Source organism: Porphyromonas gulae DSM 15663 (assembly GCF_000378065.1).
Classification (GTDB): Bacteria; Bacteroidota; Bacteroidia; order Bacteroidales; family Porphyromonadaceae; genus Porphyromonas; species Porphyromonas gulae.
This window is the reverse complement of the sequence record NZ_KB899147.1, coordinates 119,428-140,112: the sequence shown is the minus strand read 5'-3', so window position 1 is coordinate 140,112 and position 20,685 is coordinate 119,428. Positions and strand designations below refer to the sequence as shown.

The following is a 20,685-nucleotide window of genomic DNA, read 5'->3' as shown; positions in this document are numbered from 1 at the left end:
TCAGCTTATCGCAAACCGATTGGGACTCGATATTGTCACTATAAACGGCAGTGACACAATACTCCACTTCCACCTGATCGTCTCGTGAAGAATAAGTCTCATCGATATACTCCAAAACAGTCGGGTCTTGTATGTGAACAAGGAGCGAGCCGTTTGCATAGATTTTGTAGCCGGCAAGCTGCAACCGGTCTTTATCATCAGTCTTATCGGGTTCGTAGCCGTTAGGATAATTCCATTTCAAGCGTCCCTTGTTATTCTCAATAAGCGAGACAACGAAATCGGTAACAGGTTCGGGCTCTGATGCAGGAGTCCCGAATACAGTGATATCGTCCAACTTCAAGAAATATATATCGGTACAGTTGTAATGCCGCCATGCGATGTATTTAGTCCCTTCAGGTAAGTTGATGGTTCTTTCATACCATGCGCCGGTCGGCTTCGCTGTCATGGTTTCTTCGAACAATATGACGAAATCTTCAACAGCAGTCCCCGTTGTCGAAGCCATCACCGCATAATGTTCCGCTGCCCAATTGGCATCCTGCGTGCTTACCCAGTACTTGACACGTTTGGCTCCTTCAACCTTGGGGGTAATCAGATAGTTGTCGGGAGTCACCGGGCCTATACCCGGAACATAAGAAGCCGACAAGGAGCAATGGCCTCCATTATGGCCGGGAAAAGCGTCGTATGCATTCAAATAGTGTCCCCAGCTAAATCCATCTCCATCAGCGTCTATCACAAGCCAACCATTGGGAACAGGCCCATTCTCAAAATTTTCATAAAGGATGGCATCCGTGGCGTAATGCAGCGTGCCACATACGGTCGAAGATTCTATGCTTTCATCGTAAACGGCTGTAACGCAGTACTCCACTTGCAAGGGATTGTCTCGCAAAGAGTAAGTGCTGTCCACATACTCCAGTATGGAGACATCTTTTATTTGTGCCAGTAGTGTACCGTTCGCATAGATGTTGTAGCCGCTAAGCTGCAACTCTTCATTCCCCTTTCCTTCCGGCTGATAATCCTCCGGATAGTTCCAAGTCAATCGTCCCACATTCTGTCCGATATTGATTACTGTGAAGTCGGTAACAGGTTCGGGCCCTTCGATCGACCTATACACAGTGACATCATCCAATTTCAAGAATTCTGTGTGTGAGTCGGTGACTTTGTAATGTCGCCATGCAATATATTTGGTCCCTTCTGGTAAGTCCACGATTCGTCTACGCCATACGAGAGGAGTCGGTTTCCCTGTTATGGAATCATCAAACAACAAAACAAAGTCTTCAATGGCAGTCCCCGTTGTCGATACCATTACTGCGTAATGTTCCGGATTGGTACTATACTGATTGCATACCCAGTACTTGACCCGTTTGGCTCCTTCTATATTGGGTGTAATCAGATAGTTGCCCGCTGTTGAGATACCGGAACGTATATGGGAGTAGGTGCAAAGGCCATTGTGTCCGTAAGGTACAGAGAAAGAGCCTGATGGGCTTCCCCAAGTGGCACCATCAGCATCAGCATCTATCTCAAGCCAGCCATTGGGAACAGGTCCATTCTCAAAACTTTCATATAAGATAGTATCCGGTTGAGCCGGAGCAGCCAGACAGGATGCATTCATGCCTGAGATCTCTTGAGCAGTCGGATTCGTGATCGCTGCCCACGAGAGCAAAATCGTTAGAAATGCTCTAAAAACAATACTTTTCATCATGATAGCCATTATTTGATTCGTAATTCTTTTCTATCAATAATCTCTTGGTCTATAATAGAATGCGGATATACCAGCCTTTTATTTGAGGGGAATAAGCAGCAGACTAATTTTCTCTGTAACACTGCAATTTCAGGCACCCACCCATGCGTCCAAATATAACATCAAAATTTGGAATAAAACTATTTTTCACGCAAAAAACATCAAAACACATCCATCTCAATCCGATTTTTCAATGACTGCATCTAAAAGCTGTGGTCAGCGTATAAGTAACTATAAGCTTGATATAAAACAGGGAGAGACCATCAGGAATTCGTCCTGACAGTCTCTCCCTGTTTGCTTGCGCTCCCTGCGTTTTTAGAACAATCGTATCGAAACGCCTATGTTGAGCACGGGAAGTATCTGTGTCAGATAGACTGCCTCCTGTGCATCTTCGGAAAAGTCAATCAGCAAGTTCGGATCACCCGTTATCACATTGGGAGACGAGATCTGTGCTTTTCCGGAGAAAAGCATTCCAAGATCGGCGAAGAAAGATACCCTCGATACGGGAACGGCAAATCCGTAACCGATGCCGATATAAGGTTGTACGGCCCTACCCAAATGTACCGATGCTTCCACCTCTGCCGTCGAAGAGGGTTGGATGCTCACCTTATCCGCCGGATTGTCTTTATCCTTGATCGTGATGACAGGCATGTTGTTCGGATTGAGCGTGCTCTGATCGTTCATGATGGATTGTCCTGTATTTTGATTGATCAGCTGTATCTTGGCATTGATTTGCGGACGGTTGAAGTACAAACCGGCCGTTACGCGGAAAGCGTTCTTGAACGGATGGTAATCAGCCAATACATGGCCGGAAAAAGAAGAAACCTTCAGATTCCCCCTGATTCCGGGCGTATAGCCCAATGCCGACTGATATGCCTCCAATTCTTGGGGATCATCCGGCACAAACACTTTGTTGTTGATAATGGCAATGGAGGGTATGAAGGCGAAGCCTGCACGAGCCGTCAGTTCGGGCATAAAGCGCGCGCTCCCCTCTATTTTGACGCCGTTCAACACACCTACCGAAACAGTTGTTCCATAATGGATCTTTCCATCATGAAGGTTGTTGTCGTCCTGAGCAATAGCCGGCAGAGCGAACAATAGAGCCAAAACGCCAAACAATAAATTCTTCTTTTTCATAACACTTGGATTATTGATAAATGTAACTGATGACTTATTCGACTACTCTACCTCGATGAAGAAAGTAAAGTGCAGCACCTCTGCCAACATATTTACCCCCTCTATATTCTTGTCCGTCGTAGTCGTCAAGCGGATAGGGAGGCCTGTCGATTGGAGCAGAGGAAGCAGATTGTTCATTTCTATCTTGAGCGAAAGCTCATCGCTCGACAAAGAAGTGATGGTGGCGATCAACTTATAGTCGGAGCCGGCATAAAGTTTTACTCCTTCGAAGATCGACAAATCGAACGAACCGGCTACCTTGTTTTTGATCAAGACTTTGTCTTTGATCAAAAACTGAGAAACGGCCGAAGAGCTAAGGCCGGATTCATCGACAAACTCCTGCAATTTGATAGGAAGGACGGATTCGTGCAGGATATGTTCGGCTCTTCCTGCAAGCGATTCCTCTCGTCCCGCTCCGGCATTGAAAGCCTCTATATCGATCAAAAGGTCGAACCCTTTGCGCACTTCGGCAGAGCCGGATACGCTGAGTTCCTTCTGTTTGCTTTTTGATTCACAGCTCGAAAATGACATAGATACGAGCAAAACAGACAGGATAGCAAATAAAATACTCCTTTTCATACTACAAATGATTGTTACTGATATTAGGATCTATTTTTTTGTGATTTCTACAAGCAATCCATTCCTTGGATCGGTAAATTGGAATTTCGTTCACAATATTACACCATCTGCTTGAAGGAAACAACAAGAGGAGACCGTGCCAACATTTTTTATGTTTCCTTATCGAGAAAAGAAGGAATTCTACATTCAAAATCTTTTGGAAGGCATCCTGTTCCGAATTTTTAGGGGTTCCGAAGGCCATGTATTATTTTTTCACTATATTTATAGTATAGAAAGCTGCTTAGGAATGCAATCTCGGGCGATTTTTTAGCCTGTAACCGGTTCCTGATCAGTTTTTTTTCTTTTTGAGGCAAGTGATACTGAGTCCGGATACTTTTTGTCACTTTCACAGCGTTCCGGCAAGCCTTGACCTCTCTCCTCCCTCTTTCTCCTTTCCACTAAAAAAATTCGCACCAAAAAAGTTTTCAACAACGAAGACGAGTTTGGAATGATTCCAAATAAGCATCCAAAAGGGAGAGGCATCCAAGGTAAAAAAGGATAGAAATCTGTCCGCCGAAGTTCGAAATTTGTTTTCCGAGGAGTCGAATAACGATCTGTATATAAATGATTTTCAATTTATATATAAATAGTTTTCGTTTTATATACAAATCGTTTTCAATAAATATATAGATCGCAAGAGATTTGTATATAAATCGCAGGCTCGAAAAAGCCTTTTCCGAAGCCGATATAAAAGAAGCACCCGTCGAGTTATCCGTAGAACTCCGGCGGGTGCGATACAGGTGCGTAGGAGCTTGTCCTATGCTATGATACTATTGGTCGATCTATGATTTGCGTATCTGATGGATTCGTTCTCTACAATCCCGACCGGGATCGATGTCTATTGCTACAGTATATTCGATCGAGAGGATATTCCGATTGGATGTAAAGCAGTGGGTTATGAGTGGTAGCATTTCGATGTTTTGCAATTCTATTCAATTTTCTCTTTTTCAATTCATTACCGGCTCCCTGAATATAGGAAAACCATTTTGTGGAGCAGTCCTTCTGCGAAGACAAAAGTAACCAATTCTTTTTTCTCCGTAACGACTGTTTCATTTACCCTTTATACAAGCACACAAAATTAGTTGCCAGTTTGGCGCGGATAATTTACTTTTGTAAGGAAAAGGATTATTCTATGACCGGAGAAGAGGAACTCGATCTTTCGAAGCTGGAATATAACGTCCGCAAGCTGATGGAGCTGGTGGAAAATCAGCAAAACGAAATTTCGTCTCTTCGGGCCGAACTGGCTGCGAAAAATAAAAAAATCGCACAGCAGGATTTGGCCTTGGGCATAGCAGAAACCAAGAACAAGACGTTGCTGACATCGAGGGTGATCGTAGCCAATGAGGACGAAGCCCGCCAGTCCAAACAGCGTCTGGAAAGTTTGATAAGAGAAATAGACAGGTGCATTGCCCTGTTGCAAACGGAATAAAAGAAGATGACAAAGGATCCGGACTCGCTGAATATCACGCTCAACATTCAGGGGAGCCGGTTGAGGCTTGCCATACCACGTAATGATGAGGCCCTCTATCGGCAAGCTGCCGATAGACTCAACTTCCGGATCATGCGTTATCGCGAATCATATCCCAATATGGCCCAACTGCCTGCAGGCGGACATTTGCTTCTGGCTGCAGTGGATACGGCTTTTTATTTGGTACACGAGCGCAAACAGGCCGATCGTACCCCGATCAATGACCGCTTGCGCAGGCTCAATACCGAATTGGAGGCTTTTCTAAGTCGCTATTAGTCGGGAGAGGACTACTACCGCTTTTTCTTCTCATTCCTTTCATTCTTTGTTTCTTTCCTTTTCTTCGAGGTCTTTGCTGTGATCGGCCTCGGAACACGTGTGTAATACTGCTACTTACTAATTTCAAAGAATACAAACGAAAATGGGAATAGGAACACTTTTATTATTTACTTTTTTGGGGCTTATAGCCGGTGCCGCTGCCGTATGGCTGATCACGCGGACACTGCTCAAGCAAAGGACAGAGGGGATTCTCGCCGAAGCTCGCCGTGAAGCCGAGGTGATCAAGCAAAAGAAGCTCCTCGAAGTGAAGGAGAAGTTTCTCCAACTCAAAGGCGACCTGGAAAAGCAGGTGGCACAGCGCAATAGCAAGCTCCAGTCGGTGGAGAGCAAACTCAAAAGCCGCGAACAAACCCTCAACCAACGTCAGGAAGATATAACGAAGAAGGGGCAGGAAATGGATTTGATGCGTGAGAATCTGACTGCTCAGCTCTCTGTGATAGAAAAGAAAAAGACGGAGCTCGACGAGCTGAAGGCTCGCGAACAGGCTCATCTGGAATCTCTGAGCGGACTCTCCGCAGCGGAGGCTAAAGACAGGCTGGTGGAAAGCCTCAAAGACGAAGCCAAGGGGCAGGCCTCTGCATACGTCAATGAGATTATCGAAGAGGCCAAGATGACTGCCAACAAAGAGGCTAAGCGAATCGTCATCCAATCCATCCAGCGCGTGGCTACGGAGACGGCCATCGAAAACTCCGTGACCGTCTTCCATATCGAAAGCGATGAGATCAAGGGGCGCATCATCGGCCGAGAGGGCCGCAACATCCGTGCATTGGAGGCTGCTACCGGCATCGAGATCATCGTGGACGATACGCCTGAGGCCATCGTCCTGTCGGGATTCGATCCGGTGCGTCGTGAGATAGCACGTCTGGCACTCCACCAGCTGGTACAGGACGGACGTATCCATCCGGCACGCATAGAAGAGGTGGTATCCAAAGTGAGAAAGCAAGTGGAGGAAGAGATCATCGAGACGGGTAAACGGACGGTGATCGACCTTGGAATCCACGGCCTGCACCCGGAGCTGATCCGCCTGATCGGTAAGATGAAGTATCGCTCTTCCTATGGGCAGAATCTCTTGCAGCATTCGCGCGAAACGGCCAATCTCTGTGCCATCATGGCCAGCGAATTGGGGCTGAACCCGAAGAAAGCCAAACGAGCCGGTCTGCTGCACGACATCGGCAAGGTGCCCGATGATGAGCCGGAATTGCCACATGCTCTCTTGGGTATGAAGCTCTGTGAGAAGTTCAAAGAGAAACCCGATATATGCAACGCCGTAGGAGCGCACCACGATGAGGTGGAAATGATGTCGCTGATAGCTCCTATCGTACAGGTGTGCGATGCCATTAGTGGTGCCCGTCCGGGAGCTCGTCGCGAAATTGTGGAGGCTTATATCAAGCGTCTGAACGATCTGGAGCAGCTCGCCATGTCCTATCCGGGCGTTATCAAGACCTATGCCATCCAGGCCGGTCGCGAACTCCGTGTAATCGTCGGTGCCGACAAGACGGACGATGCCTCGGTGGAAACGCTCTCGAACGAAATAGCCAAGAGAATTCAGGATGAGATGACCTACCCGGGACAGGTGAAGATCACGGTGATCCGCGAATCTCGCTCCGTCAGCTACGCCAAATAAATCCCGCATACCGATGGATAGTACCTGCTTGCATAGTGCGGCGGTTGTGCCTTATACCTCCTATCAGCAGCAGTAGAGAACTACACCGGACAAAGCAAAAGACGGATGGACTACCGATTAGACAATACGACCTCCCTGACGAAGGATGCCTGCAAGGGGTGTCATAGCCAGCCGCTCAGCACTTATGACTGGCTGAGCGACATCCCCGATTTGCCCGAAGATGGCGGATTCGTGGAGGTACAATTCAAGAATACGCGCAAAGGGTACTACCTCAACAGCGAGAAGATAGAACTGCACAAAGGGGATGTAGTAGCCGTAGAGGCTAATCCGGGCCATGACATCGGGACGGTGACGCTGACCGGTAAGTTGGTAAAACTCCAGATGCGCAAACATCGATACAGCACGAACAACGGCGAGCCTTTCAAGATATACCGCATAGCCAAACAGGGCGATCTGGATAAGTACCGCGAAGCAAAGGCACGAGAGTACGATACGATGATCCAGTCCCGCCAGATTTCGGCCGATTTGAATCTGGATATGAAGATCGGAGATGTGGAGTATCAGGGCGATGGCAATAAGGCCATTTTCTACTATATCGCCGATGAGCGCGTAGACTTTCGCCAACTGATCCGAGTACTGGCGGAGACTTTCCACATTCGTGTGGAGATGAAGCAGATCGGTGCAAGACAGGAGGCCGGCCGTATAGGCGGTATCGGCCCTTGCGGCCGCCAGCTGTGCTGCTCGGCGTGGAAGATGAATTTCGTGTCGGTGAATACGAGTGCAGCTCGCTATCAGGATTTGGCTCTCAATCCTCAGAAACTCACGGGCCTCTGCGCCAAGCTCAAATGCTGCCTCAATTATGAGGTGGATGCCTATGTGGAAGCTCGTAAGAAGATGCCGAGTCCGGAGATCGTCTTGGAGACGAAAGAGAGTGTGTACCACTATTTCAAGGCGGATGTATTCCGTCGGGAGGTTTCGTATTCTACCGTTCCCAATGCTCCTGTCAATCTTACGACCATATCGGCTCGGCGCGCTTTCGAGGTGATCAGCCTGAACAAGCAGGGGATCAAACCAGTATCGCTGGAGTATGACGACAAGAAGCAGTCGTCCGGACACGAATTGTCCGACATCCTTACGGACAATAGTCTGACTCGGTTCGACGATGCCTTGTCTCGCCGCAGGAGGCGCAACGGCAACGGTGGTAGAGACTTCTCTGATAGAGAGAAAAACGGCGAGCCTCGTCGCACGCATGAATCTGTACAGCCTACACCTCGCGTTCGCAGCAGTAGCAGAATACCATCACGAGAGAAAGCTCCCCGACCGGAGGGAGGTGATCGTCGGGAGAATACGCGAGAGCGCAGTCGAGGCGATGCTCGTTTTGCACGTCCCTATACGAACGAGGCCGGCTCCGAACGAGTGGAAGGAGCCAGACGCGTGGCGGGCAGTGGTCGCAGACCACCGCGTCAAAGTACTCCTCGTCAGGAAGGCCGACAGGGAGAGAGAAAGGAGGAATAGAGGGGAAGATGGGTGCTGCCACACAAAAGCAAGTCCGAGGGGCAATCAGTTTTTTTCTGGTTGCATTGGGGATATGCTTGGCTGTGTCTTGCACATACCGTAAGGACGAGCGAATACTCTATCGTCAGGTGCCTCATGGAAGATGGCAGAAAAGCGATGTGCTCGACTACGAAATCCTCATACCGGACTATACTCGCTCATATTCTTTGGAGTTGCTGATCCGCCACGACAATCGGTACGAATATCGCGATCTGGCATTGGCGTACGAGGTTTCAGTGGGAGAGCGTCTGATCTTTGCGGACTCGGTGGATCTGACTTTGGCCGATAAGCCACAACAGTGGAACGGAAAAGGGGTTGCCAAGCAGCAAAACCGGTTTCGCCTGCCGATCTCCGCACGTTTTCCCTATTCGGGCCTTTATAAGATAGAGTTGAAGCACAATATGAGGGTGCCGACTCTTTCAGGTATAACGGAAGTAGGTATTCGCTTGACAGAAGGACGAGACAATCCTCCACCCTCTATCTTACCCCAACGAGAATGATCATAGAAGAACTCCATATCGTCAATTTTAAGAGTATCGTAGCTGCCGATTGTCGGTTTTCGCCCAAGGTGAACTGTCTGGTGGGAAACAATGGAATGGGCAAGACCAATCTACTGGATGCGCTGCATTTCCTCTCTTTCTGTCGCAGTCATCTTTCCGTACCGGACAATATGGTAGTGAAGCATGGTGAGGAAATGGCCCTGCTGCAGGGACTGTATCGAGATGAAAGTGGCGATGCCGTAGAGCTGCTTCTCTCTATTCGTCCTGGGAAGCACAAGGTATTGCGCCGGAACAAGAAAGAATATGAGCGGCTGAGCGATCATATCGGTCGTTTCCCGCTGGTAATAGTTTCTCCACAGGACTATCAGCTCATCCTCGGAGGTAGCGATGAGCGCAGACGGTTCATGGATCAGCAGCTTTGCCAGCAGGATCCTCGGTATCTGTCGGCCCTCATTCAGTACAATCGGCATTTGCAACAGCGCAATACAATGCTCAAGCAGGACCGTCACGATGATGCTCTGATGGATGTTTTGGAGCTACAGATGGAATCCTATGCAGCAGAGATCTACAACAAGCGTCGCTGTTTTGTCGAAGATTTTCTTCCTGTTTTCAATGATCTTTATTCCGATATTAGCGGATCTGCCGAGGAGGTCAGCCTGTCCTATCGCTCGCATTTGGCGGACGGAGTACCTCTTGGGGAATTGCTTCGCAGGAGCCGCCCGAAGGATTATCTACTGGGGTTTTCTTCTTGTGGTGTACACAAGGACGAATTGGAAATGCTTCTCGGTGGAGTTCTTATTCGGAAAATAGGTTCGGAGGGACAGAACAAGACTTTCCTGATCAGTATGAAGTTGGCACAGTTCCGCCATCAGCAACTGCACGGTCATGAGACGCCCATTTTGCTGCTCGATGATATATTCGACAAACTGGATGCTACGCGCGTGGAGCGGATTATCCGCCTTGTCGGTGGTAACGGTTTCGGTCAGATATTCATCACAGACACGAACCGGAAATACTTGGACGAGATTATCGCCTCTTGGAGTGAGGATTACCGCCTTTTCAAAATAGAAAACGGACAGATATTCCAACAATAGGTATCCCTCGGATGGAAAAAAGCGAAATACAGAAAGTGGATCAGGTAATTCGGGCTTGGCTGGAGGACGAACCGCTCATGTATGAGCGACTTCTCGAGGTGGAGGCTTTGGATGCTCTGCCACAGGTGTTGGGGCCTCTCTATAAATTCCTCGGTCGTAGCCGGATTCATGACGGTGTACTGTACCTGACATTCAATTCGTCCGTTGTACGCAGCCAGCTGAGCAACAACAAAGCAGAGTTGCTCCTCAGACTGAATACGGCCGTAGGTGCAGAACTGATTCGACAAATAGTTTTCTTATAGCTCTTTGTCGATCACTTCCTCAATGACTATCGAAAAAGGGGGGAGGGAGGCTTTAGCCGGAGCGTGCGGTTTTTTGCAGACGATCGCAGTCGATAATCTTGATCCTTTTGCCATCAAGTGCCAGCATTCGCTCGGAAACAAATGTAGAAAGGGTACGTATGGCATTGCTTACTGTCATGTTGGAAAGGGTGGCCAGTTCCTCTCGACTAAGGTAGATACTCAGGGTAGCTCCATCGTTCTCAAATCCGAAATTTTCTTTCAGTATCAGCAGCGTTTCGGCCAGTCGGCCACGAACATGTTTCTGCGTGAGCGTTACGGTTCGCTTTTCTGCATAGCCCAATTCTTTGGCCAAAGCTTTGAGGAAGTATCTACAGAATGAGGTGTTTCCTTTCAGCAATGCTTCGATAGCTTCGACCGGTATGGCAAGGACTTTGGAGTTTTCAACGGCAATGGCTGTGGACGAACAGGTTTCTTCGGCAAAATAGGGACGCATACCGAAGAACTGCCCCGGCTTAACGATGCGAGAGATGTGGAAGCGTCCATATACGCCTTCCCTCAGGATCTTTATTTTTCCTTCGTACAGATAAAAAAGACTGTTGGGGATGTCTCCTTCAGAGAAGACAGTAGAGGCTTTCTTACAAGGGAAAGGCCGTATCTCCTTGTCTAATAGCTCTCGCTCGTCTTCGTTAAGCAGAGGCCAGACATCTCTAAGCAAGTATCCCAATCCTTTATCCGAAGCTGTCTTCCACATATAAGTGTTCAGAGAATGTCTATTTGGTCGAATCCGTACAACGAGGTAGAAAGCCTGTCGGACTATTCCGAACCGATGAAGAAAAGACAAAAGTGCTTCTCTATCAATCTTCTAACCCGTATTTTGCAAATATAGGCCTGAAAGTCCGAATAACCACAATATAAGGAGGTTACTTGTCCTAAAACCAGCTAAAGACAAAAAATCAGGACTGTGTCGAAGTTTTTCACCCTAACACAGTCCTGATTATATCATTTCAAGGGTGTTTAACCCTATGAGAGCTATTCCGATGGAGCTTCTTCCATTGCTGGCTCTGTAGTGGGTACAGAAAGGAAACTCTTACGTTCGGCTGTCGCCTTTTCGTAATCGTCACGATGCATAACGACGAGCTTCTCGTAATCACGCAAACCGGTACCGGCCGGAATGAGGTGACCGCAGATAACGTTTTCTTTCAGTCCTTCCAGATAGTCGGTCTTACCACAGATAGCTGCTTCATTCAGCACCTTGGTTGTCTCTTGGAAAGAGGCTGCGGACATAAAGCTCTTGGTCTGCAGTGCCGCACGGGTAATACCTTGGAGTATCTGACTGGCGGTAGCTGACTTGGCATCGCGCACTTTCACGATCTTGAGGTCCTTACGCTTGAGCATACTGTTCTCATCGCGGAGCTTGCGTGCCGTAACGATCTGTCCGGCTTTCAGCACTTGGCTGTCTCCGGCATCGATAACGACTTTCTTGCCCCAGATGCGATCGTTCTCTTCCATTACTTCGAACTTATCGACTACTTGCTGTTCGAGGAAGAGCGTATCACCCGGATCGACGATTTCAACCTTACGCATCATCTGACGAACAATGACTTCGAAATGCTTGTCATTGATCTTCACACCCTGAAGTCTATACACATCTTGTACTTCGTTCACGATGTACTCCTGTACTGCCGTAGGGCCTTTGATTGCCAGAATATCAGCCGGCGTAATGGCACCGTCTGAAAGCGGTGTCCCGGCACGCACGAAGTCGTTTTCCTGTACAAGAAGCTGCTTGGACAAGGGGATCAGATACTTTTTCTCTTCACCCAACTTAGAAGTAACAGTGATCTCACGGTTTCCTCGTTTCAGCTTGCCAAAGCCGATCTCTCCATCGATTTCAGAGACGATAGCGGGATTAGACGGATTTCGTGCTTCGAACAGCTCAGTAACACGTGGCAGACCACCGGTAATGTCACCGGCTTTACCTACAGACCGAGGAATCTTCACTAAAATCTCTCCGACTTTGACTGCGTCGCCATCGTCTTTCACTACGTGAGCACCCATCGGTAGACTGTAGTTCTTGAGCATCTCTCCATTCTCGTCTATTATTCGAGCATAAGGAGCCATGGTCTTATCCTTGGATTCGATGATGATCTTTTCTTTCAGACCGGTAGTCTCGTCACTTTCCATCTTGAAAGTTACATTCTCCACTACACCTTCAAAAGAGAGTGTTCCCGCTACTTCCGATACGATGACTGCATTGAACGGGTCCCATTCGATGATTTTGTCACCTTTCTTGACCGTATCACCTTGGCGGAAGAACAATTTTGCACCGTAGGGGATATTGTGATTGGCCAAAATGATACCGGTATTCGGATCGGCAATACGCAATTCAGTCATTCGACTCACTACGACCTGATGCGATTCGTCAGTAGCATCTACAGCACGCAGTTCTTCAAACTCGAGGATACCATCGTATTTGGACACCAAACTATTCTCTGTCGCCACATTGGAGGCAATACCTCCGACGTGGAAGGTTCGCAGCGTAAGCTGTGTACCCGGCTCCCCAATAGACTGAGCTGCAATAACGCCTACGACCTCACCACGCTGTACCATGCGATTGGTAGCAAGATTTCTACCATAGCACTTGGCACATACACCTTTCTTGGATTCACAGGTGAGAACGGAACGGATTTCAACAGCTTCGATCGGAGAATCTTCGATAATCTGTGCTGCTTGCTCTCTGATCTCTTCTCCTGCCCTAACGATAATGTCGCCCGTGGTAGGATGAACAATATCGTGAACGGAAACGCGCCCAAGTATGCGTTCGTACAAAGAAGCAACTACATCTTCGTTTTGCTTGAGTTCGGTAGTAAGAAGTCCTCGCAATGTGCCACAATCTTCTTCTGTGATAATAACATCATGAGAAACGTCCACAAGACGACGAGTAAGATAACCGGCATCAGCCGTTTTCAATGCGGTGTCGGCAAGACCCTTACGAGCACCGTGAGTAGAGATAAAGTATTCAAGTACCGAAAGCCCTTCCTTGAAGTTTGAAAGAATGGGGTTCTCGATAATCTGACCACCCTCGGCTCCGCTCTTTTGGGGCTTAGCCATCAATCCACGCATACCGGACAGCTGACGAATCTGCTCTTTGGAACCACGGGCTCCAGAATCCATCATCATGAAGACAGAATTGAATCCGTCATTGTCTGAGCTGAGTTGCTTGATCAAGACATTTGACAAGCGGCCATTGATATGCGTCCACGTATCAATAATCTGGTTGTATCGCTCGTTGAACGTGATGAATCCCATGCTATAGTCTTGCATAATCTGCTCGACCGCAGTGTAACCCTCTTGAATCAATTTGTCCTTCTCTTCAGGGATAAGCACGTCTGCCAAATTGAAAGACAAACCACCCTTAAATGCCATGTAGTAACCCAAGTTCTTGATATCATCCAAGAATTTGGCAGTTGTAGCTACTCCACAGACCTTGATTACACTGCCGATAATGTCGCGTAGAGCTTTTTTGCCAAGTACTTCATTGACATAGCCAACTTTCTTCGGCACATATTCGTTGACCATCAGACGCCCAACGGATGTCTCTACCATACGGCGAACCGGCTCTCCGTTCTCGTAGTCTTCTACATAGACTTTAATAGGGGCATGAATATCAACTTTGCCTTCGTTATAGGCTATTGTCGCTTCTTCAGAGCCGTAGAATATCAGGCCGTGCCCTTTCGTGTTGGGGCGTAACTTCGTGATATAATACAGACCCAATACCATATCCTGCGAGGGAACAGTAATCGGTGCCCCATTGGCAGGGTTAAGAATGTTATGCGAAGCCAGCATAAGCAACTGGGCCTCAAGAATAGCTTCGTTGCTCAGAGGAAGGTGCACAGCCATTTGGTCTCCATCGAAGTCCGCATTAAATGCAGTACAGCTCAATGGGTGCAATTGTATTGCTTTCCCCTCGATCAGCTTAGGCTGGAACGCTTGAATACCCAATCTGTGAAGGGTTGGGGCACGGTTGAGAAGAACCGGATGTCCTTTCATCACATACTCCAAGATATCCCAAATAACAGGTTCTTTGCGATCTACAATCTTCTTGGCACTCTTAACAGTCTTCACTATACCACGCTCAATCAGCTTGCGAATAATGAAGGGTTTGTAAAGTTCGGCCGCCATGTCTTTCGGAAGTCCGCATTCGTGCATCTTGAGCTCCGGGCCAACAACGATAACAGAACGGGCAGAGTAATCGACACGCTTACCGAGCAAATTCTGACGGAAACGGCCTTGCTTACCTTTGAGACTGTCTGAAAGGGATTTCAGAGGACGGTTGTTGTCAGACTTAACCGCACTCGACTTCCGTGAGTTGTCAAAAAGTGAGTCAACTGCTTCCTGGAGCATACGCTTTTCGTTACGTAAGATAACTTCAGGAGCTTTGATCTCGATCAATCGTTTGAGACGATTGTTACGGATAATGACACGACGGTACAAGTCGTTCAAATCAGACGTGGCAAAACGCCCACCATCCAAAGGCACCAAAGGGCGAAGATCCGGCGGGATAACCGGAATGACTTTCATAACCATCCACTCAGGACGATTCACACCTTTGGATGCACGGAAGCTTTCAACGACTTGAAGACGTTTAAGTGCTTCGGTTTTACGTTGTTGCGAACCATCTGTATTGGCACGATCTCGCAATTCGTAGGAAATGGAATCCAGATCCACACGACATAGAAGATCATAAATAGCTTCTGCTCCAATCTTCGCAATAAATTTGTCTGGATCAGTATCCTCCAAATTTTGGTTGCCCTTGTGGGTACGTTCTATTTCATCGAGCTTGTCGAGGTATTCTTCCTCCGACAATAGATCAAGTTGACTCAGCCCTTCGGCAACACCCGGTTGAATGACAACGTAGCGTTCATAGTAAATGATAGCATCCAACTTCTTGGTAGGCAGACCTAATAGATAGCCGATCTTATTCGGGAGAGAACGGAAATACCAAATATGAGCAACGGGCACGACCAAGTGGATGTGTCCCATACGCTCACGGCGAACTTTCTTTTCCGTCACCTCGACTCCACAACGATCACATACGATACCACGGTATCGAATACGCTTGTATTTGCCGCAATGACATTCAAAATCCTTAACCGGACCGAAGATGCGTTCACAGAATAAACCATCTCGTTCCGGCTTGTACGTACGATAATTGATCGTCTCCGGCTTCAATACTTCTCCAAATGAGTTCTCAAGAATCTCTTCAGGAGAAGCCAAGGTGATACGAATCTTCGAGAAGTTGTTCTTTATCTTATTTTCTTTTCTAAAAGCCATAGTTCACTTTGCTTGAATAGGAATGGATGAAGGCAAAAATAATTGTACAGACTCTCGATTAGGAGTTAGTCCAAAGAAAAACTTAAACCGAGGCCTTTCAATTCATGCAATAGCACGTTAAGCGACTCCGGAATACCCGGTGTTGGCATCGGATCTCCTTTGACTATCGCTTCGTATGCCTTTGAACGTCCAACAACATCGTCAGATTTCACAGTAAGAATTTCTTGCAAGATATGCGAAGCTCCAAATGCTTCTAGAGCCCAAACCTCCATCTCTCCGAATCGTTGTCCTCCGAATTGAGCTTTACCACCGAGAGGTTGCTGGGTGATGAGTGAATACGGTCCGATGGATCGAGCATGCATCTTGTCATCGACCATGTGTCCAAGCTTCAAGAAATAAGTTACACCAACGGTTGCAGGCTGGTCGAAACGTTCGCCGGTACCACCATCGTACAGATATGTCTTTCCATCACGAGGTAGGCCTGCTTTGTCTGTCCACTCATTCATATCTTTAAGGGAAGCTCCATCGAAGATAGGTGTAGCGAACTTGACATTCATCTTGCGTCCTGCCCATGCAAGTACAGCTTCGAATATCTGTCCCAAGTTCATACGTGAGGGCACACCAAGAGGGTTCAGGCATATGTCCACCGGAGTACCGTCTGCGAGGAACGGCATATCCTCTTGACGCACGATTTTGGACACAATACCTTTATTCCCATGACGTCCAGCCATCTTGTCGCCAACTTGGATCTTCCGTTTCTTGGCTATGTAGACTTTGGCCATTTGAACAATACCCGCAGGCAGCTCGTCTCCGATCGTTTCATCTAATTTGCGACGGCGTAGTTCAGCTTCAATTTCCTTGGAGTGCTTCAGATAATTCACCGCGACAGCCTTTATCAGCTCGTTCGTATGTGCATCATTTGTCCAATCACTTAATTGGATCACATTGAAATCAAGAGCTTCAAGATCTTTTTTGGTGAATTTGCTGCCGGCCTTAATCAACTCAACATTCAAGTAGTCCTTTACGCCACAGCAGGTTTTGCCTTTGGTCAGTTCTGTTAGCTTTTCGATCAGACGCTCATGAAGTTGTTGCTGCCTTTTCGCATATGTATCGTCAAGTTTGTTTACGGCTTCTTTGGTCGATGTCCGACTCTTTTTCTTGGCAGCTTTTGAGAACAATTTCGTGTCGATTACCACCCCTCGCAGAGAGGGAGTTGCTTTCAATGAAGCGTCCTTAACGTCGCCGGCTTTGTCGCCGAAGATTGCGCGCAGCAGTTTTTCTTCAGGAGTCGGATCCGATTCACCCTTAGGCGTAATTTTTCCAATAAGGATGTCACCGGGCTCGATATGTGCCCCGATTCGCACAATCCCATTTTCATCCAAGTCCTTTGTCGCATCCTCGCTGACGTTGGGGATATCGGAAGTGAGTTCTTCAAGACCTCTTTTGGTCTCTCTAACCTCAAGAATATACTCGTCAACATGAACAGACGTGAAGAAGTCCTCTCGAACCATTCGCTCGTTCAATACGATAGCATCCTCATAGTTGTATCCTTTCCAAGGCATGTATGCTACCTGAACATTGCGGCCGAGGGCTAATTCTCCCCCCTGAGTTGAATAGCCTTCCGTCAAAATTTGGCCAGCCTCTACTCTATCCCCTTTAGAACAAATAGGATGCAGGTCAATGGTCGTGCTTTGGTTCGTTTTGCGGTATTTGGGAAGATAGTAGGTAACGATGGCATCGTCGAAACTTACAAACTCTTCATCAGCTGTCCTGTCATAACGAATCTTGATGCAAGAGGCATCCACAAAGACAACCTCTCCGCCTCTCTCCGCCACGATCTGTGTACGTGAATCCTGTACCAATTTACCTTCTATACCGGTACCGACGATCGGAGATTCAGGCCTTAGTAGGGGAACAGCCTGACGCATCATGTTAGAACCCATCAACGCACGGTTGGCATCGTCGTGTTCCAAGAAAGGAATTAAAGCTGCTGCGATTGAAGCAATTTGAGTGGGCGAAACATCCATCAGATCGACCTCATCCGGTGTAACCAACGGGAAATCCGACTCGTAACGTGCTTTTACTCGTTCTCTGACAAATCGACCATTTTCGTCAAGAGGCGCATTTCCTTGTGCTACGGTCTTCTCTTCCTCTTCTTCTGCCGTGTAGTATTTCAGTCCATTGTCGGAAAAATCTACCTTGCCGTTCTTTACTTCACGGTATGGTGTTGTGATAAAACCCAAATCACTGATTTTGGCGTATACGCAGAGGGAGGAAATCAGACCGATATTGGGTCCTTCAGGCGTTTCAATAGGACATAGACGACCATAATGCGTGTAGTGAACGTCCCGGACTTCAAAGCCGGCCCGTTCGCGCGATAGACCTCCGGGGCCCAATGCCGACAGACGTCGCTTATGCGTTATTTCAGCCAATGGGTTTGTCTGATCCATGAACTGCGACAAGGCATTGGTACCAAAGAAAGAATTCACGACAGAGGAAATAGTCTTAGCATTGACCAAATCAATAGGAGTGAAAACTTCATTGTCGCGAACATTCATTCGATCGCGTACCGTCCTGGCCATACGGGCCAAACCAATACCAAATTGGTTGTAAAGCTGCTCTCCGACAGTCCGAACACGACGGTTCGACAAGTGGTCTATATCGTCTACTGATGCCTTGGAATTTACTAACTCGATAAGATACTTGATGATCTCAATGATATCCTCATTTGTCAGTACTTTGATATCGGGATCGATATTCAAGTTCAGCTTCTTATTGATACGATAGCGCCCGACATCGCCTAAGTCGTACCGTTTATCAGAGAAGAACAGATTCGTTATTACCTCTCTTGCACTTGCATCATCAGCCGGCTCGGCATTACGGAGCTGTCTGTATACATAATACAGGGCTTCTTTTTCCGAATTACATGGATCCTTCTGTAAAGTGTTGAATATGATGCTGTAATCAGAAGTATTCGAATCACTTCGGTGTAGCAGGATCGTTTGTGTATTTGAGTTGAGGATTGCCTCAATATTATCCTCTGTCAGTTCAACCTCTCTGTCCACCACGACAGTGATTCGCTCCATGGAAACAACTTCGCCGGTGTCTTCATCACTAAGATCATCGATATACGTATTGATGACGCGAGCTGCTAATTTGCGTCCGATGCATTTCTTCAGGTTGGTCTTCGTTACTTTTACCTCTTCGGCAAGATTGAAGATGTCGAGAATGTCTTTGTCTGCCTCGAAACCAATGGCACGAAGAAGAGTTGTTACAGGAAGTTTCTTCTTTCTATCGATGTATGCATACATGACATTGTTAATGTCCGTAGCAAATTCGATCCATGAGCCTTTGAATGGTATGATTCGCGCTGAGTATAGTTTGGTACCGTTAGTGTGAAGGCTTTGCCCAAAGAACACACCCGGAGAACGGTGCAATTGGGAAACGATGACGCGCTCGGCTCCATTTATAACAAATGTGCCGGAACTTGTCATATAGGGTATAGGTCCAAGAAAAACGTCCTGAATTACGGTCGCAAAATCTTCGTGATCAGGATCCGTACAATAAAGTTTTAGCTTAGCTTTCAGAGGGACGCTATAGGTGAGCCCCCTGCTAAGACATTCCTCGATGGAATACTTGGGGGGATCAATATAGTAATCAAGGAATTCCAGGACAAAGTTGTTACGGGTATCGGTTATTGGAAAATTTTCCGCAAAAACTTTATAGAGACCTTCTTTTTTCCTCCTCTCGGGCGGAGTATCTAACTGAAGGAAGTCATGGAACGACTTGAGTTGAACTTCGAGAAAGTCCGGATAGGAAAGCGGATTTTTTATCGAAGCGAAGTTGATTCTATTGTTGTTTGTAGTCGGCGTCATCTAAAATTCAGGACTATTTTAACTTGGGAAAACTATAGACACGAAATGGTTAAGATCCCCCAAAATGGGGGGCCTTAACCATAATAACCTGATAATCAGGCCTAAAATGCGTTATTTCAGTTCTACTTCAGCACCTGCTTCTTCGAGAGCCTTTTTCAGAGCCTCAGCAGTAGCTTTGTCTACACCTTCCTTCACGGTAGAAGGTGCTGCGTCTACGAGATCCTTTGCTTCTTTCAGGCCAAGACCGCATTGTTCTTTAACAGCTTTTACTACCTGCAATTTTGCAGCTCCAGCACTCTTAAGAACTACATCGAAAGAAGTTTTCTCCTCTTCAGCTGCAGCACCGGCAGCACCAGGAGCAGCGGCTACAGCAACAGCAGCAGCTGCCGGCTCGATGCCATATTCTTCTTTCAGGATAGTAGCGAGTTCGCTAACTTCTTTTACTGTCAAGTTAACCAGTTGTTCAGCAATAGCTTTAATGTCTGCCATTTTATTTTTGAGTATTAAAAGTTTTCAATTATACTGTTGAATTATTTTTCTTCCAAGGTCTTCAACACACCATGGATCGTTTGACCTGCTGACTGCAAAGATGCAATAACGTTCTTGGCCGGAGACTGCAGCAATGCCACAACATCTGCGATAAGTTCGTTTTTGCTCTTGATCGAAACCAAAGCATCCAGGTTTTCCCTTCCAATGTAGAAGCTTTCCTGTACGTACGCAGCTTTTAGCCAAGGTTTTCCTTCTCCTTTGGTATCCTTTGTAAACTGCTTGATTACTTTGGCGGGAGAATTAGCCACTTCACAGAACATGACAGCGGTATTCCCTTTCAGACAGCTGTACAATGAAGAGAAATCTACATCACTCGCTGCTAAGGCTGCACGCAAAAGCGTGTTTTTCACCATTACCAACTTCACTCCGTTTTTATTGCAGTTGCGACGGAGCTCTGATGTTTTCTCAGCATTTAATGCTTCTATGTCAGTCAAGTAGAAGTGGGGGTATTGGCCGATATATTCGGTCAACTGCCTTATAACTGTACCTTTATCTTCCTTTCTCATCGTTTCTACCCTTT

Annotated in this window: 15 protein-coding genes; 7 read left to right on the top strand and 8 right to left on the bottom strand. The window is 47.2% G+C overall.

The annotated features are described in order from the left end of the window. The 3 genes from F452_RS0100660 to F452_RS12505 form a co-directional block, all read right to left on the bottom strand. The coding region (locus tag F452_RS0100660; RefSeq protein ID WP_018964339.1) for a choice-of-anchor J domain-containing protein at positions 1–1,708 on the bottom strand (1,708 nt) is incomplete at its 3' end. A 345-nt stretch (positions 1,709–2,053) separates the two neighbouring features. After that, entirely contained in the window at positions 2,054–2,875 is an 822-nt protein-coding gene (locus tag F452_RS0100655; RefSeq protein WP_018964338.1) for a hypothetical protein, read from the bottom strand. A 42-nt stretch (positions 2,876–2,917) separates the two neighbouring features. Continuing rightward, positions 2,918–3,493, bottom strand: coding sequence for a hypothetical protein (locus F452_RS12505; protein WP_235317503.1), 576 nt, complete (start codon positions 3,491–3,493; stop codon positions 2,918–2,920). A 1,171-nt stretch (positions 3,494–4,664) separates the two neighbouring features. Between F452_RS12505 and F452_RS0100635 the strand changes: the two genes are divergently transcribed. From F452_RS0100635 to F452_RS0100605, 7 genes are all read left to right on the top strand, one after another. Continuing rightward, entirely contained in the window at positions 4,665–4,961 is a 297-nt protein-coding gene (locus F452_RS0100635; RefSeq protein ID WP_018964334.1) for a hypothetical protein, read from the top strand. 6 nt (positions 4,962–4,967) lie between these two features. Beyond that, complete coding sequence (locus tag F452_RS0100630; RefSeq protein ID WP_018964333.1) at positions 4,968–5,276, top strand: cell division protein ZapA; 309 nt, start codon at positions 4,968–4,970, stop codon at positions 5,274–5,276. Between the two features lie 142 nt (positions 5,277–5,418). Then, positions 5,419–6,960: a ribonuclease Y gene (gene rny, locus F452_RS0100625; protein WP_018964332.1), complete on the top strand. Its 1,542-nt coding sequence runs from the start codon at positions 5,419–5,421 to the stop codon at positions 6,958–6,960. A gap of 105 nt (positions 6,961–7,065) precedes the next feature. Next, a complete protein-coding gene (locus tag F452_RS0100620) occupies positions 7,066–8,475 on the top strand; it encodes a PSP1 domain-containing protein (protein WP_018964331.1) in 1,410 nt (469 codons plus the stop codon). A gap of 8 nt (positions 8,476–8,483) precedes the next feature. Next, positions 8,484–9,014 (top strand): gliding motility lipoprotein GldH, encoded by a 531-nt coding sequence (gldH, locus tag F452_RS0100615; protein ID WP_018964330.1) that lies wholly within the window; start codon positions 8,484–8,486, stop codon positions 9,012–9,014. Further along, positions 9,011–10,108, top strand: a complete 1,098-nt coding sequence (gene recF / locus F452_RS0100610; RefSeq protein ID WP_018964329.1) for a DNA replication/repair protein RecF — start codon at positions 9,011–9,013, stop codon at positions 10,106–10,108. The genes gldH and recF overlap by 4 nt, the downstream gene beginning before the upstream one ends. Before the next feature lie 11 nt (positions 10,109–10,119). Then, the gene (locus tag F452_RS0100605; protein WP_018964328.1) at positions 10,120–10,410 is read left to right on the top strand and encodes a DUF721 domain-containing protein; all 291 of its coding nucleotides are present in this window, start codon (positions 10,120–10,122) and stop codon (positions 10,408–10,410) included. Between the two features lie 52 nt (positions 10,411–10,462). On the opposite strand, the gene F452_RS0100600 is transcribed toward F452_RS0100605, so the two are convergent. The 5 genes from F452_RS0100600 to rplJ form a co-directional block, all read right to left on the bottom strand. Further along, a complete protein-coding gene (locus tag F452_RS0100600) occupies positions 10,463–11,161 on the bottom strand; it encodes a Crp/Fnr family transcriptional regulator (RefSeq protein WP_018964327.1) in 699 nt (232 codons plus the stop codon). A gap of 278 nt (positions 11,162–11,439) precedes the next feature. Beyond that, positions 11,440–15,741, bottom strand: coding sequence for a DNA-directed RNA polymerase subunit beta' (gene rpoC, locus F452_RS0100595; protein ID WP_018964326.1), 4,302 nt, complete (start codon positions 15,739–15,741; stop codon positions 11,440–11,442). A gap of 65 nt (positions 15,742–15,806) precedes the next feature. Further along, positions 15,807–19,616: a DNA-directed RNA polymerase subunit beta gene (rpoB, locus tag F452_RS0100590; RefSeq protein WP_018964325.1), complete on the bottom strand. Its 3,810-nt coding sequence runs from the start codon at positions 19,614–19,616 to the stop codon at positions 15,807–15,809. Between the two features lie 111 nt (positions 19,617–19,727). Further along, positions 19,728–20,105 (bottom strand): 50S ribosomal protein L7/L12, encoded by a 378-nt coding sequence (rplL, locus tag F452_RS0100585; protein WP_010956001.1) that lies wholly within the window; start codon positions 20,103–20,105, stop codon positions 19,728–19,730. A 41-nt stretch (positions 20,106–20,146) separates the two neighbouring features. Then, complete coding sequence (gene rplJ / locus F452_RS0100580; RefSeq protein WP_018964324.1) at positions 20,147–20,671, bottom strand: 50S ribosomal protein L10; 525 nt, start codon at positions 20,669–20,671, stop codon at positions 20,147–20,149. Positions 20,672–20,685 lie beyond the last annotated feature (14 nt).

Coding starts and splice junctions, on each gene's coding strand:
- F452_RS0100655 (WP_018964338.1), bottom strand. CDS start 2,875: ATGAAAAAGAAGAATTTATTGTTTGGCGTTTTGGCTCTATTGTTCGCT.
- F452_RS12505 (WP_235317503.1), bottom strand. CDS start 3,493: ATGAAAAGGAGTATTTTATTTGCTATCCTGTCTGTTTTGCTCGTATCT.
- F452_RS0100635 (WP_018964334.1), top strand. CDS start 4,665: ATGACCGGAGAAGAGGAACTCGATCTTTCGAAGCTGGAATATAACGTC.
- F452_RS0100630 (WP_018964333.1), top strand. CDS start 4,968: ATGACAAAGGATCCGGACTCGCTGAATATCACGCTCAACATTCAGGGG.
- rny (WP_018964332.1), top strand. CDS start 5,419: ATGGGAATAGGAACACTTTTATTATTTACTTTTTTGGGGCTTATAGCC.
- F452_RS0100620 (WP_018964331.1), top strand. CDS start 7,066: ATGGACTACCGATTAGACAATACGACCTCCCTGACGAAGGATGCCTGC.
- gldH (WP_018964330.1), top strand. CDS start 8,484: ATGGGTGCTGCCACACAAAAGCAAGTCCGAGGGGCAATCAGTTTTTTT.
- recF (WP_018964329.1), top strand. CDS start 9,011: ATGATCATAGAAGAACTCCATATCGTCAATTTTAAGAGTATCGTAGCT.
- F452_RS0100605 (WP_018964328.1), top strand. CDS start 10,120: ATGGAAAAAAGCGAAATACAGAAAGTGGATCAGGTAATTCGGGCTTGG.
- F452_RS0100600 (WP_018964327.1), bottom strand. CDS start 11,161: ATGTGGAAGACAGCTTCGGATAAAGGATTGGGATACTTGCTTAGAGAT.
- rpoC (WP_018964326.1), bottom strand. CDS start 15,741: ATGGCTTTTAGAAAAGAAAATAAGATAAAGAACAACTTCTCGAAGATT.
- rpoB (WP_018964325.1), bottom strand. CDS start 19,616: ATGACGCCGACTACAAACAACAATAGAATCAACTTCGCTTCGATAAAA.
- rplL (WP_010956001.1), bottom strand. CDS start 20,105: ATGGCAGACATTAAAGCTATTGCTGAACAACTGGTTAACTTGACAGTA.
- rplJ (WP_018964324.1), bottom strand. CDS start 20,671: ATGAGAAAGGAAGATAAAGGTACAGTTATAAGGCAGTTGACCGAATAT.